General features: G+C 74.1%; 12 protein-coding genes. 5 read left to right on the forward strand and 7 right to left on the reverse strand.

Features of this window, described 5'->3' with window-relative positions; all coding sequences use genetic code 11:
- Nucleotides 1-89 precede the first annotated feature (89 nt).
- Nucleotides 90-791, forward strand: coding sequence for a response regulator transcription factor (locus SYYSPA8_RS23390; RefSeq protein ID WP_323449250.1), 702 nt, complete (start codon nt 90-92; stop codon nt 789-791).
- Nucleotides 788-2,404, forward strand: coding sequence for a sensor histidine kinase (locus tag SYYSPA8_RS23395; protein ID WP_323449251.1), 1,617 nt, complete (start codon nt 788-790; stop codon nt 2,402-2,404). Before SYYSPA8_RS23390 ends, SYYSPA8_RS23395 begins: the two co-directional genes overlap by 4 nt.
- A gap of 115 nt (nt 2,405-2,519) precedes the next feature.
- On the opposite strand, the gene SYYSPA8_RS23400 is transcribed toward SYYSPA8_RS23395, so the two are convergent.
- From SYYSPA8_RS23400 to SYYSPA8_RS23425, 6 genes are all read right to left on the reverse strand, one after another.
- Nucleotides 2,520-3,731: an ABC transporter permease gene (locus SYYSPA8_RS23400; RefSeq protein WP_323449252.1), complete on the reverse strand. Its 1,212-nt coding sequence runs from the start codon at nt 3,729-3,731 to the stop codon at nt 2,520-2,522.
- Complete coding sequence (locus SYYSPA8_RS23405) at nt 3,728-4,450, reverse strand: ABC transporter ATP-binding protein (RefSeq protein WP_323449253.1); 723 nt, start codon at nt 4,448-4,450, stop codon at nt 3,728-3,730. The genes SYYSPA8_RS23400 and SYYSPA8_RS23405 overlap by 4 nt, the downstream gene beginning before the upstream one ends.
- Nucleotides 4,447-5,952, reverse strand: a complete 1,506-nt coding sequence (locus SYYSPA8_RS23410) for a peptidoglycan-binding domain-containing protein (RefSeq protein WP_323449254.1) — start codon at nt 5,950-5,952, stop codon at nt 4,447-4,449. Before SYYSPA8_RS23410 ends, SYYSPA8_RS23405 begins: the two co-directional genes overlap by 4 nt.
- A 27-nt stretch (nt 5,953-5,979) precedes the next feature.
- Entirely contained in the window at nt 5,980-6,585 is a 606-nt protein-coding gene (locus tag SYYSPA8_RS23415; protein WP_323449255.1) for a hypothetical protein, read from the reverse strand.
- Nucleotides 6,586-6,740: 155 nt separating this feature from the next.
- Complete coding sequence (locus tag SYYSPA8_RS23420) at nt 6,741-7,574, reverse strand: NAD(P)-dependent oxidoreductase (RefSeq protein WP_323449256.1); 834 nt, start codon at nt 7,572-7,574, stop codon at nt 6,741-6,743.
- A 107-nt stretch (nt 7,575-7,681) separates the two neighbouring features.
- Complete coding sequence (locus SYYSPA8_RS23425) at nt 7,682-9,058, reverse strand: hypothetical protein (RefSeq protein ID WP_323449257.1); 1,377 nt, start codon at nt 9,056-9,058, stop codon at nt 7,682-7,684.
- A gap of 609 nt (nt 9,059-9,667) precedes the next feature.
- Between SYYSPA8_RS23425 and SYYSPA8_RS23430 the strand changes: the two genes are divergently transcribed.
- Both SYYSPA8_RS23430 and SYYSPA8_RS23435 read left to right on the forward strand, forming a co-directional pair.
- Entirely contained in the window at nt 9,668-10,321 is a 654-nt protein-coding gene (locus SYYSPA8_RS23430) for a hypothetical protein (RefSeq protein ID WP_323449258.1), read from the forward strand.
- Nucleotides 10,306-10,788, forward strand: coding sequence for a hypothetical protein (locus SYYSPA8_RS23435; protein WP_323449259.1), 483 nt, complete (start codon nt 10,306-10,308; stop codon nt 10,786-10,788). The genes SYYSPA8_RS23430 and SYYSPA8_RS23435 overlap by 16 nt, the downstream gene beginning before the upstream one ends.
- Nucleotides 10,789-10,804: 16 nt before the next feature.
- Here the strand turns inward: SYYSPA8_RS23435 and SYYSPA8_RS23440 are convergent, their stop codons facing one another.
- A complete protein-coding gene (locus SYYSPA8_RS23440) occupies nt 10,805-11,671 on the reverse strand; it encodes a LysR family transcriptional regulator (protein ID WP_323449260.1) in 867 nt (288 codons plus the stop codon).
- A 186-nt stretch (nt 11,672-11,857) separates the two neighbouring features.
- On the opposite strand from SYYSPA8_RS23440, the gene SYYSPA8_RS23445 reads away from it, so the two are divergent.
- Complete coding sequence (locus SYYSPA8_RS23445; RefSeq protein WP_323449261.1) at nt 11,858-12,799, forward strand: EamA family transporter; 942 nt, start codon at nt 11,858-11,860, stop codon at nt 12,797-12,799.
- Nucleotides 12,800-13,488 lie beyond the last annotated feature (689 nt).

Here is a 13,488-nt window from a genome sequence, read left to right on the forward strand (position 1 = left end):
GGAGGCCATCAACCATTCCTGTGCATGAGTGCGATCGACGGCCGTAGAGTCATCCTCATATCCGGGGGATGAACTGCCGAAGGAGACTCGTGAGCCCGCGCATTCTGGTCGCTGAGGACGACATCAAACAGGCACAGTTGATTCGCATCTATTTGGAACGTGAGGGCAACGACGTTCAGATCGTCTCCGACGGACGCGCGGCCATCGACCGGGCCCGGGCCACCCGCCCTGATCTCATCGTGCTGGACGTGATGATGCCGCACGTGGACGGGCTCGACGTCTGCCGGATCCTGCGGGCGGAATCCCAGGTCCCGATTCTGCTGCTCACCGCACGCACCACCGAGGAGGACATGCTCCTCGGCCTCGATCTCGGCGCTGACGACTACATGAACAAGCCCTACAGTCCACGGGAGCTGACCGCCCGGGTCCGGGCTCTGTTACGGCGGGCACGGGCGGCCGGGCCCACCGGCCCGACCATGATCGTGGTCGGCTGTCTGGAGATCGACCCCGTCCGCTACGAGGTCCGGGTCGAAGGGCAGCCGATCGCGCTGACCGGCAAGGAGTTCGCCATCCTGCAACTGCTCGCCCAGGAGCCGGAGCGGGTGTTCACCCGGAGCCAGATCATCGACCAGGTCTTCGGCTTCGACCAGAACGTGCTGGAGCGGACCGTTGACGCCCATGTGATGAATCTGCGGCGGAAGCTGGAGAGCCGGGACCGTCGGCCCCGGATGGTGGAGACCGTCTACGGGCGCGGCTACCGGCTCTCCGTCCCCCAGGACCACGGCCGATGAGCTTCCGGCTACGGGTCGTCGGACTGCTGGTGTTCGTCGCCGTCGCCGCGACGGCAGCCACCGCCTGGCTGACCTGGCGTCAGGCCACCGGGGCCGTCGAGCGGACCGTCACCGCGAGCCAGGAGGAGACCGCCCGGATCGCGGCCCGGCTCCGGGAGTACGGATACGCCCACGGCACCTGGGACCGGGTGTCACCCCTGGTGGGCGAGTTGGCACGGGAGACGGGACAGCGCATCCGGATCACCGCGCAGAACGATGCGCTCATCGCGGACTCGGACACACTCGCCGGAAGGGCACCGCGCCCCGTCAGCGGTCGACCACCGGTCCTGGTGGACCCGTCGCCCCGGGTGGTTCTGCCGGCCGACGGGCTGCCGTTCGCCCTGGTCAAGCTCACGGCTACCGCTGTCCACGACTATCGGGGCACCCTACGTCACACGGCCTGTCTGACCCGCGCCGGCGTCACGCCCACCGTGCGTCCGGACGAACTCGGCGTCCCCCGGGTCGAGAACGGCGGCGGAACGGCCTCCTGCCGTCGGCCGGATACCGGAGTCCCGCCGGCCGGGGACATGCGGGCCGTCCTCACCTGCGAGCGGGAAAAGCTGATCCACGCCTGCCTCCAGCGGGTGTTCCGGGAGCGCGTGCAGCAGATCGCCCCGCCCCGTCTCGCACTCCATCTCGGCGTACGGGACGAGTCCCCGCCCGCGCTCGCCGCCGCCCCCACCGTCGGGGTCGCCGCGGGCGTGGCATTCGCCGTCGCCCTCGCCGCGCTGCTGCTCAGCCGGACCGTGCTGCGGCCCGTCCGCGCGCTGACCGTCGCCACCCGTTCGCTCGGCGAGGGCGACCTCGCCCGGCGGGTCCCCGCCGGCGGCCGGGACGAGATCGCCGAACTCGGCCGCGCCTTCAACCGCATGGCCGACTCCATCCAGGCCGGTGAGGAGCGCCAGCGCCGGCTGACCGGGGACATCGCCCACGAGCTGCGCACCCCGCTGGCGAACCTCCGGGGCTATGTCGAAGCGCTCCAGGACGGCTATGTGGAGGCCACCCCCGACCTGCTGGAGTCCCTGCACGAGGAGGTCATGCTCCAGCAGCGGATCGTGGACGACCTCCAGGACCTGGCGCTCGCCGAGGCCGGGGCGCTCACCTACCACCGGGCCCCCGTCGACCTGCGCGATCTGCTGGAGACCTGCCGCAGCGCCCACCGCGCCCGGGCCGAGGGCGCCGGTCTTGCGCTGGTCGTCGAGGCCCCTGTCGCGGATGTCCCGGTGCTGGTGAACGCGGACGCGGACCGGCTCCGCCAGGTCGTCGGCAACCTCGTCGGCAACGCGATCCGGGCCACCGACCGGGGCGGGTCCGTGACCCTGCTCCTCGTCCCCCACGGCGAGCTGGCGATCGTCTGCGTACGGGACACCGGCAGCGGGATACCGGCCGACGACCTGCCGCATCTCTTCGACCGCTTCTGGCGGGCCGACGCGGCACGCGGCCGGCAGACCGGGGGCAGCGGGCTCGGACTGTCCATCGTGCGGCAGATCGTGCGGGACCACGGGGGGACCGTGGACGTGGAGAGCACGGTGGGGGTCGGTACCACCTTCACCGTGACACTCGACCGGATCTGAACCCGGAACAAGAGGGAGGGCCCGGCAGGTGGGGGAAGGACCCGCCGGGCCCCGCTCTTCGCCGTGCCGCGCGCGGCCCCGCCCCGAACCGGGGCTGAACCCGGGCATGCAGCCATCAGGCGGCGGCCAGGGCCTCCGTCGGAGGGAGCCTGCCCGCACGGACCGCCGGGTAGAGACCGGCCAGCGCGCCGATCACCAGCGTCACCCCGACACCGACCCCGGCCGCCCACACGGGCACCTCCGTCGGCCAGCCCCGGAACGACGCGTACCCGGCCGTGATCAGCGTCCCCAGGACCGTCCCGCCCAGACCGCCGAGTACCGACAGCAGCAGAGACTCGGAGACGAACTGGCCCCGGATCTGCCCGCTGGTGGCCCCCAGCGCCCGCCGCAGCCCGATCTCCGGCCGCCGCTCCAGTACGGAGATCACCATGGTGTTGCCGACCCCCACGCCCCCCACCAGGAGAGCGACCCCGCCGAGGCCCAGGAGGAGCCCGGTCAGCGCGGACTCGGTGGCCTCCCGCGCCGCCAGCGCGTCGGAGGGCCGGGAGACCAGCACCTCCGACGGCCTCTGCGGGTTGGCGGTCGCGGCGAGGACGTTCCACACCGTCTTCACCCGGTCGTCGTGGGCCCGTACGTACACCGTGGACGGATGGCCGTCGAAGCCGAGATAGGTACGGGCAGCCTCCCACCCCACGAGCGCGGTGCTGTCGATCTCCGGGGCCAGCGGCACCGGCTTGAGCACGCCGACCAGGGCGAACCACTTCCCGCCGAGCCACAGCCGGGTGCCCGGCTCATGGGCGTCGAGCCGATTCGCGGCCTGCGCGCCCAGGACGACCGCCGGGTACTTCTCGGTCGCCGACTCCAGCCAGCGGCCGCTGTGCATCCCGGCGCCGATCGTCGCCAGCAGCCGGGGCCCGGCCGCCGCGACCTCCACACTGCTGGTCCGGCCCGTGGGGATGTACTGGTTCCGGTAGACCCCGGTCCCCTTGAGCGCCCCGACCGACGTCACCTGCCGCACCGGGCCGATCCGCTGGACCATGGGGACCGTCTCCCGGGGCAGCTTGGCGTCCTGGCCCGTGGCGTTCTCCCCGGGGGCGACCCGGAGCATGTTCGTCCCCAGATCGTCCAGGAGCCGGTCCACCTCGGCCCGGCTGGAGCTGGAGATCCCGATGACCGCGATCATCGCGGCGACCCCGATCGCGATGCCCAGGGCGGAGAGGAAGACCCGCATCGGACGGGTCCGCAGCCCCGTGCCGCCGAGCCGGATCAGATCGGCGGGGCCCAGCCGGGCCGGGCGGAGCACCGGGTCGGGTCGGCGGCGGCTCATCGCACCGCCTCCGTCCCGGTGACCCGGTGCGCGCTGTCGGCGACGATCCGGCCGTCGCTGATCTCCACCCGCCGGCCGAACCCGGCCGCCATCTCCCGGTCGTGGGTGATGACGACGACCGTCGTCCCGGCGGCGTGCAGTTCCCGCAGGAGTACGAGGACGGCGGCGCCGGAGGCCGAGTCGAGGTTTCCGGTGGGCTCGTCGGCGAGCAGCAGCGCGGGTTCGCCGATCACGGCCCGCGCCACCGCCGCCCGCTGCCGTTCGCCGCCGGAGAGCTGGTGCGGCAGATGATCGATCCGGTGGTCCAGACCGACCCGGCCGAGCGCGCGGGCCGCCCGGCGGCGGCGCTCCCGCAGCGGCACCCCCGCGTACAGCAGACCGTCGGCGACCGTGTCCAGCACCGGTACGCCGACCGCGAGATGGAACTGCTGGAAGACAAAGCCGATCCGCTGGGCCCGCAGCGCGGACACCTCACGGTCGGAGAGCCGGTCGATCCGGTGGCCGTCGATGGTGATCAGGCCCCGGGAGGGCCGGTCCAGGGTGCCCATCAGGTTGAGCAGGGTGGACTTGCCGGAACCGGACTGGCCGACGATGGCGACCAGCTCCCCGTACGCGATGGTCAGGTCGACCTCGCTGACGGCGGTCACCCGGCCGGGGTAGGTCTTCGACACACCCCGGAAGTCGATCACGGGGACCGCGGCCGGTGCCGTTGTCGTCACTTGGGGATCCTCACCTTCAGGCCCTCGCGGACACCGTCGCCGCTCACCTCGACCTTGCCGTCGGCGAAGAGTCCGGTCTTCACCGCGAGATAACGCGGTGCACCATCGGTGGCACCGCCGTCGGCGAGTTCCAGGGCGTGGCCGCCCTCGGCGAGGGCCACCAGGGCGGCGACGGGCACGGCCAGCACCCCGGGGCGCTCCTTGGCCGAGTAGCGGACGGTGACCGGCCCGCTCTCCAGCCGGCCCAGGGACCTCTGCGAGGCGAAGGTGATGACCACGGCGACCGTGGTATCACCGGCGGCCTGACCGCCTTCGCCGCCTTCGCCACCCCCGGCACCGGGGTCGGGAGCCGAGGCGTTCCTGCCGACACTGGCGATCGTGCCCTGGACCGCGCGCCCGTCGGGCAGGTCCACGGTGACCTCGGTGCCGCGCCGGGCCCAGCCGAGGTTGGAGGCCTTGGCGTTCACCGTGACCATGCGGGACGTACTGGTGTAGCTCACCGGGGTGCCCGAGACCTGGTCGCCGACCCGTGCCCCGGTGCCGGCGACCCGGACCTCTCCGGGGCCGTAGACGACATCGCCGATGCCGACCCGGCCGGTCTGGGGGACGCCGAGGTTCTTCTGCCACCTCCTGACTGCCTGCGCGGTCAGCTCGGTGAAGGACTCGTCCACGGTGAAGCCGGTGTAGCCGAGGGCGCTGAGGTTGGCCTCGAACTGCTTGACGTCCAGACCGCGCAGAGGGGTGACCCGGGACCGGGGGGCAGCGGGTGCCTCTGCGGCCGCTTCGGTGCCTCCCGCCTGTCCGCCGCCGGTGGACCCACTCGTCTTGCCGGTGGCCGATCCGCCGGTCGTGCTTCCGGTCGGGCCGCCGGTGCCGGCCGTGCCGCCGATGCCGGCCGTGCCGCTGGTGCCGGTGGCCCCTGTCGTTCCGGTCGTGCCCGTCGAGCCGGTGGTCGCGCTGCCGCCCTGGGCACCGGCGGGGCCGGCACCGGGGTCCGCGGGGGGCTCCGCCTCCCTGACCACCCCCAGCTCCCGGTACATCGGCAGAGTGCCGTAGAGCAGTACCACCGGACGGTCGTTCACCCGCAGCACCTCCCCGCCCCGCTTCACCTTGGCGGTGCTCTCGGGAAGCCAGGTCACGGTCCCCTCGGCCCGGATCGGGAAGGGCACCTCGGGGCCGAAGCCGAGGGCGCCGTCGATCTCGGTCTCCTCGACGAGGTCGGCCCTGGCGACCGTGACGGTGTCGGCGCTGCGGCCCGGCGCTTCGGGGCCGTCCTCCTCGCCTCCGCCGAGGCCCAGGGCCGCTACCGCGCTGACCCCGACGACCACGGCGATGGCGAGGCCCACCAGAAGCGTGCCGCGCCCCCGGCGGGGGGCCCGCCGGGAGCTGCGGCGGTCGGCCAGGTCATCGGCAGGGGCGGAGCCGGGCAGTTCTCCGCCGGGCGAGTCGGCCGGTGCGCCGGTCGGCCCGTGCCCGTCGTGGGGCTCATAGGGTTCGTTCACATCGTTCACGGTTCTCCCCGGCCCTGGTCAGCCCTTGGGCTGGACGGTGCCCGGGTCGGGGTCGCCGATGATCGAACGGCAGGCGGCGGTGGCCCGCTTGGCCCCCGCGGCCTCGGCGTCCCATGCCACTTCCTCGTAGTACCCCTCGTCATCGGCGTCCGGGAAGTCGGGTGCACCGTTCTCCTGCATGCACTTCGCGTACCGCTTCTTCTTGTCGATCTCTTCCTTGGAGGGCTTGGGCTGCATGGCCTTCTCGACGCTTTGCGGGACATCGACCCTCAGGCTGTCGCACTTCTCCGAGGCCCTGAGGTACTTCGCGTCGCCCTTGAGCGACTGGAAGTCACCCATGCGTGCGACGTCGATGTTGCCCTTCGCATCCGGGTCCGGCATGTCGATCCGGTTCTCCCGCATGCACGCCACCCACGTGCGCTGATCCTCGATGTACTGCTCCAGCTCGGTCTTCGCGTCTTTGGCCTGCTGCCCCGCGGCCTCCTTCTTGTCGACGGACGCGACTTCGTTGTTGCCGCCGCCGTCGCCCTTGTCGTCACCGCCGCCGCAGCCCGTCACCGTCATCACCACGGCCACGGCCACCCCTGCCAGCAACCGGCCCGTGCACCAACGACGCCCGTTCATCCCGAAGGCTCCTCATGGGACTCGACCCCCGCCCGGCGCGGTCGCGGCCGGGCTGTGAGGAGGACGGTAGGACGGTCACTTTGAAAAACCTGTGAAGGAGCCGTCAAGAACCGTTCCCGGGCGACCGGGCACGGGGATGCGTGCCCGGCGGGCCGTCACGGCTGCTGGTCGTGGAGGTGGGCCAGGACCGTGTCCAGGGGCAGTTCCCGGTCCTTGTCGTCCGACCAGCGGGCGAGGACGCGCCCCACCGCCTCGGCGGCGTCCGGGGGCAGGCGGGCCGCCCGCAGGGTGTCCGCTATCTCGTCCATCTCCGGGCCCCACCGCCAGGCGCGGGCCGCGACGCTCGGCAGATAGCCGGGGTCGGAGAGGATCGCCGACGCCGACGTGTGCGCCTCCTCCGTCAGCAGGTCGCCGACGCCGTGGTGGGCGGCGAGCGCGTGCGCCACCCCGGCGAGGGCGCGGGCCGACTTCTGGTAGCCGGCGAAGGCCATCTTCAGCGCGGAGGCCGCGCCGATCTCGGTGCCGGCCGTGCGGACGAGCACCCCCGTACCGTCGAACAGCTCCGCGACCGCCGCCGCGGGACCGGGTGCGCCCGCCAGATAGAGCCGGGCGGAGCGGCCGGCGGCCGGTGGCGGGCCGATGATCGAGCCGTCCACCACCGAGCACCCCGGCAGCAGTTGTGCGATGCGCTGGGCGCGCTGCGGGCTGATCGCGTTGGCCTCGGCGTAGACGCCGCGCCAGCCGAGGGCGGCGACGCTTCCCGCGACCTCCTCGGCGGCGTGCGGCGGACAGACGGAGAGGACCAGACCGCCCTGGGACAGGGCGTGTTCGAGGGAGTCGCACGGAATCAGCCCGGCGCGTTCGGCACGTCGGCGGGTGCGGGGCCCTCGGCCCTCGGCCACCCACAGCACGCGGTGGCCCAGCGCCACCGCGTGGCCCGCCAGTGGTGCGCCCATCGCGCCCGGGTGCAGCAGTATGACGGTCGTCATGGGTGCAGTATGCCGGTGGCCCTGTCCGTCGTACGTGCCGCATGTGCCGCACCGGGTGCTCACGCGGGTGCTCGCGCGGGTGCTCACGCGGGTGTTCATGCGGCCGGCTATGCGGCGTCCCCCGGCGGCAGTTCGAGGAAGAACCCCTCCTGGTGGGCCGCGAGCGCCGCCTGGAGCCCCACCGCCATCGGCGAACGCGCGCCCGGATGCCCGGCGAGGCGGCGCGCGAACTGGGCCAGCCGCTTGCGTACGCTCTCCGTGCCCCGGCGGGAGTTGACCACCATCACCTCGTGCACCTGCACCGCGGCGCCCTCCAGGTCGCCCCGGCCCAGGCGGGCCGTCGCCAGGTCCAGGCGGGCCAGCGACATCTCGCCGAGGCGCCGCTGCCCCGGGGCGGCCGCCTCGAACCCGCGCACCGCTTCGGCGGCGGCCCGCTCCGCCTCCGCCAGGTTCTGCCCGCCCCCGAGCCACAGATGGGCGCTGCTCACATAGAAGAGTTGCTTCTCCAGCGGGAACGCCATCATCCCGCCGGGCAGGTCGTCCTCCGAGCGGGGGCGATCCCGCAGCCGGTCGGCCGTCAGGAGGGCCGCGAGCGCGTCCGTGGTCTGCCGCAACTGTCCGTGCGCGCGGGCCTTGATGGCGGCGAGACGGATGGCGGCCGTGCCGCGTTCGGGGACGAAGTGCGCGCCCGCGTCGGCGAGGCGCACGGCGTCCTGGGGGCGGCCGTCCCAGTACGCGATCAGCGCCTGGAGCCCCCGGACCCAGGCCCGCAGCCCGTTGTGGCCGGCGGCCTCGCCGCAGAGGAAGGCCGTACGGGCCTGGGTGTCGGCGGCCTCGTAGCGGCCGAGGTCGAAGCTGGCGTTGGCGAGGACCCCGCAGAGGGTTCCGGCGGCGAGATAGAGATCGACGGTGTGGTGGGGCGGCTGCCGTCCCTCGATCAGTTCGAACGCGCGGTTGCGCAGCCGCCGGACCTCGGTGAAGAGCGGGCCCACCGGGCGGTGCGGATACGTGAGCATCATCCGCCGGATGTCGGCCTCCAGCTGGTCCAGTGTGGCCGGCCCCACATTGCTGCCGTCGACCTTGACGGCGAAGTCGGCGGACTCGTTGGCGGCGGCCATCACCACGTCCTCGGCCATGTCGTCACCGTCGTACTCCTTGCAGCCGAGGGCCGGTTCGCCGCCGTGGCGCCGGCCGGCGGCCGGGCTCGCGGCGCCCGGGGGGACGAACAGCCGGTCGACGCCGACCGGCCGGAAGAGATGGGCGAGGATGCGCCGGGCCTCCTTGCGCGGCTGCCCCTTGATCTCGCCCCGGGCCCAGCGGACGAACTGGCGCCGCTCGATCGTGGCGGTGGCCAGATTCCGCGGTCCCTCCAGGGCGGCCAGCTCCCGGGCCGCCTCCTGGTAGCGGCGGAGGAACACATCCGGATCCCGCCATCCGCGCTGGGTGATCAGTTGCTGGAAGAGAGTCGGGCTGGCAGGCTCCATGGCCGCCCCTTTCGGTCCGGTCCTGTTGGCACGCGTCACGCTAGACACCAACTCGCCCCGGAAGAACCCGTATTCACCGCTGTCACCTGTCCGGAGACGACACGGCACAGAGCTGACGCAACAGGACGTGACACGTCGCTTTCAGGACACTCGTCCCGACCGGAGGGCGGGGGGCAGTCTGCGTTTCCCGGTACGGCTGTGACAGCAGCAGCGGTGTCGGCGGTGGTGACAGCGGCAATGACGGTGGCTGTCACGGCCGCCGCGTGCGACCGCCCGCGCGGCGGCCGTACCGGGGTCAGGCGGATCGTTCATGCCGTGGGCCGGGTTCCCGGCCGGAGAGGAGGCCCGCCGCGAACCGCCCGGTCCCCGAGCAGCGCGGGACCGGGCCGGGTTCCCCCCACTCGCCGCACCGACCCGATGAGGAGCCATGAGTTCGTCGACCGCTTCCACCCCGCTGACGTTCCCGACCGCTTCCTACTCCCCCGTCTCCCGCGCGCCCTTTGTCTCCCCCGCCTGCGATCCCGGGCCGGCGGGCCGTCCGCCGCGCATAGGGCCGGACCGCACCTCCGCGCGGGCGCCGGGGCGCACGGCCGCGATCGGAGGGGTGCGGTGACACCCCGGGAGGACCGCGAGGAGGACCGCCGGGAGAGCCGGTGGGAGGACTGGTGGGAGGACCGCCGGGAGAGCCGGTGGGAAGGCCGGCGGGAGGGCCACGAGGAAGGCCACCAGGACGCCCTGCGGGAGGGCCTGGTGGTCCGGGACGCGGCGACCAGGGCGGTGGGCCGGGTGATGGGCCATGTCGGCGGCCGGGTGCAACTCCGTCCGCTGCGCGGTGGACGGGAGTGGGACGCCCTGCCGGAGGACCTGTCCCCGGTCGCCGAGGCGGCCGCCGACGGGCCCGGGGGTACGGAGCCGCCGGGCCGGGCCCCGGCCGGCCCCGCGCCCGCCGAACGCCGTGCCGTCCCCGTACCGCACACCGCCGCCCTCCCGCACACCGCCCTGCTGGACAGCGGTCCGCCACCGGACCGTCCGCCGGGCAGCGGGAACGGCGTGCCCGCGCTCCTCGGCGGCGTCACCGTCCACCCGGACGTGTGGGCCGCCTCCCGGGCGCGGGCCGGTGCCCGCCGCTCCCGTGACCGGGCCGAACGGCTGCGGCGCGGCATCCTGAGCGCGATCCGGGCCCTGCCGGGCCCGGAGGGCGCCGCGTCCGAAGAAACCGTTCTCCCCGCGACGGGAGCGGGTGAGCCATGTCCCGCCCCCTGACCCCCGGCGGCGGACCCGCCACCCCCGAGCGGTACGTCTGCGGCGCCGTCGCCGCCCTCCCGCTCCGGCTCGTCTCCCTCGCCCTGGAGATCACCCCCGGTGAGCGGGGCCACCCCCTCGATGTGGCGACCCGGCTGCGCTGCGTACTGGAACGGCACACCGACGGGCCGCACAGCGACCTCGTACGCGAAGTCGGCCGGAGCGCCGGCGAGGTCTGGACCCAGTGGGAGGACGGCGGCCCGCCCGAGTACGTGTGCCTGCTGCCGGACTGCCCCGCCGACAACGGCGAGCCGGGCGGCGCCAACGAGGCGTGCACCCTGTACGAGGGGCACTCCGGCGCGCACAGCTACCACTGCGCGGACGCCGCTTGCCCCGACGCCGCTTGCCCCGACGCCGCCTGTGCCGATCCCGCCTGTGCCGACGACGAGGACGCGCCCGGCACCCGTACCGAACCCGTCCCCCGCTGAACGCCCGGCGCGCCCTTCACCCGGCCTCCCGCGTCACCTCCCGGGCGACCGCCAGCAGCCGGGGCAGCGCCGGATGCGCCGCGCCCACCCGGTGGGCCAGCAGCACCGGCACCCGGGGCGCGTCGGGCAGCGGGCGGTAGACGACCCCCGGATGCGGATGGGTCTCGGCCGTCGACACGACCGAGACCCCCGCGCCCCGGCCCGCCGCGATCGCCGTCAGCCAGTCGTCGGTGGTGGTGACCGGCACCGTGACCACCGGCCGGGCCCCCTCCGGCCAGAGACCGGGCGTCGTCACCCCGGACACCTCGTTGACCACCACCGGCCCGTCCGCGAGATCCGCGAGGGTCAGCCGGTCACGGGCGGCCAGCGGGCCGTCGGCCGTCACCGCCGCCACCCGCTCCTCCCGGAACAGCTCCACCGCCACCAGCTCCGGCGCCGCCCCGGCCGCCTCGCCCCGCAGTACCGCCGCGTCGACCTCGCCCCGGGCCAGACCCGCCGTACGGTCGTCGATCCGCACCAGCTCCAGCGGGATGTCCGGCTGCTCCCGCGCCCAGCGCCGCAGCAGCGGAGTCGTGTACGCGCCCAGCGCCGACCAGGCGTGCCCCAGCCGCAGCGGCCGGTGCCCCAGCCGCCCCGGCGCCAGCGCCTCGTCGAACGCGGCCACGGCCGCCGCCGCCTTCTCCCGGAAGACCCGGCCCTCCTCGGTGAGACCGAGATGGTGGGTGGAACGGTCCACCAGCCGGGCACCGACATCGCGCTCCAGCGCCGCCAGGGTGCGGGAGACCGTCGGCTGACTGATCCCGAGCCGCTGCGCGGCCCTCGTGACGCTCGCCTCCTCGGCGACAGCCAGGAAGCAGCGGAGATGGCGCAGCTCGATGCTCATGGGCCCGGAGCATAGCCCGCGCTTATGCGGCTCATGCATAACCGCAGGCGTGGACGGCATTTCACACGGCGCGCGGCCGCCCGTAGCGTGGGAGAGCACGTGCGATGGTCCACTGATCCGCTGATCGGACCGGGCGCGCCCCGGCCTCCGCCGGACCCCTGACAAGACTTCTGCCGAGGAGACGGTGTGGACGAGGCCCGCAGTACGGCCGTGGGAGCCGCCGGCCCGGACGGGGCCGCGCCCGTCCCCGCACCCGGAGTCGGCGCCGACACTGCGGCCGGATCCCGGTTCGGCCCCGTCGGACTCGTCGTCGCCGGGGCGCTCTCCGTCCAGTTCGGCGCGGCCGTCGCCGTCCTCCTCATGCCGCGCGCCGGCGCCTTCGGCGTGGTCACCCTGCGGCTCGTCCTGGCCGCACTCGTCCTGCTGGTGATCTGCCGGCCCCGGCTGCGCGGCCACTCCCGCGCCGACTGGAGCACCGTCGTCGGCTTCGGCGCCGCCATGGGCGGCATGAACATCCTCTTCTACCAGGCCGTCGACCGGATCCCCCTCGGCGCGGCCGTGACCCTGGAAGTCCTGGGCCCCCTCGCCCTCTCCGTCATCGTGACCCGCCGACTCGTCAACGTGGTGTGGGCGGGCCTCGCCCTCGCCGGCGTCGTCCTCCTCAGCGGCGGCGGCTTCGACCGGCTCGACCCCGTCGGCGCGATATGCGCCCTCGCGGCAGGCGGCATGTGGGCCGCGTACATCGTCTTCGCCGCCCGCACCGGACAGCGCTTCCCCCAGGCCGACGGCCTGGCACTGGCACTCTGCGTGGGCGCGCTGATCAGCCTGCCGCTGGGGGTCGCCGAAGCGGGCACGACCCTCCTCGACCCCGAGGTGTTGGCGCTCGGGCTCGGGGTCGCGCTGCTGTCGTCCGTACTCCCGTACACGCTGGAACTCCTCGCGCTGCGCCGGCTGCCCGCGTCGACGTTCGCGGTCCTCATGAGCCTGGAGCCGGCGGTGGCGGCGGGGGCGGGGTTCCTGGTGCTGAGCCAGGCGCTGTCGGGGGTGGACGCGGTGGCGATGGCGCTGGTGATCGCGGCGAGTATGGGAGCGGTCCGCACGCGGTCGGCGCGCGCGGGCTCCCCCTGACCGGGCGCCCACCCGCCCCCGGTACGAGTCCGGCCTCGCGCTGCCCGACCCGCGTCGATGCGGATACGTCGCGCTCGTCCGGGGTCTCGGCTGTCCGGCCCGTGTCGGTACGGGGTCCCGCACCCGCGCGAGTCCGGCTTCGCGCTGCCGGACCCGTGTCGGTACGGGGTCCCGCACCCTTCTTTCCCCCGCCCGGGGGTACGGTCCGCCTCCGGCTGGTCCGTGGGTGGGGGTGCAGGGTCGCCCCCGCAGGGGATCGGCGGAGGCCGACCCGCACGGGACCTGGTGAGTACGCTCGCCGACCCCGAGGAGGTGAGCCCGGAGGCCCCGCCAACCCGCACCACACCCGGTCCCGGTCCGACCCGCACACAACCCGCCCCGTCAACGTTGGCCCGCACAAACCCGCCTCGCCGACGATCACCCGAGCAAAATTCAGCCCCGCCGGCGATTGAGGCGCAGGGGTTCGGGGACTGGTCCCCGACACAGGCCCGCACGCTGCGGGGCGTTTCGCCTGTGCGGCGGGGCAGGGTGCGGGGTCCGTCCTCAAGCGCCGGACGGGCTGGATTTGTTCGGGTGGTCCCGGGGCCGGGTGTGGTGCGGGTTGGCGGGGGCCTCCGGGCTCACCTCCTCGGGGTCGGCGGACCGAAGGCCCAACGTCAGCGCAAGCAGGACTTCCCGCCGATCCCCTG

This window comes from Streptomyces yaizuensis (assembly GCF_034961445.1).
Lineage (GTDB): Bacteria > Actinomycetota > Actinomycetes > Streptomycetales > Streptomycetaceae > Streptomyces > Streptomyces yaizuensis.

Bases quoted from the DNA above. Each gene is read 5' to 3' on its own strand.
- SYYSPA8_RS23400 (WP_323449252.1), bottom strand. From the start codon at position 3,731: ATGAGCCGCCGCCGACCCGACCCGGTGCTCCGCCCGGCCCGGCTGGGC.
- SYYSPA8_RS23420 (WP_323449256.1), bottom strand. From the start codon at position 7,574: ATGACGACCGTCATACTGCTGCACCCGGGCGCGATGGGCGCACCACTG.
- SYYSPA8_RS23425 (WP_323449257.1), bottom strand. From the start codon at position 9,058: ATGGAGCCTGCCAGCCCGACTCTCTTCCAGCAACTGATCACCCAGCGC.
- SYYSPA8_RS23440 (WP_323449260.1), bottom strand. From the start codon at position 11,671: ATGAGCATCGAGCTGCGCCATCTCCGCTGCTTCCTGGCTGTCGCCGAG.
- SYYSPA8_RS23395 (WP_323449251.1), top strand. From the start codon at position 788: ATGAGCTTCCGGCTACGGGTCGTCGGACTGCTGGTGTTCGTCGCCGTC.
- SYYSPA8_RS23415 (WP_323449255.1), bottom strand. From the start codon at position 6,585: ATGAACGGGCGTCGTTGGTGCACGGGCCGGTTGCTGGCAGGGGTGGCC.
- SYYSPA8_RS23435 (WP_323449259.1), top strand. From the start codon at position 10,306: ATGTCCCGCCCCCTGACCCCCGGCGGCGGACCCGCCACCCCCGAGCGG.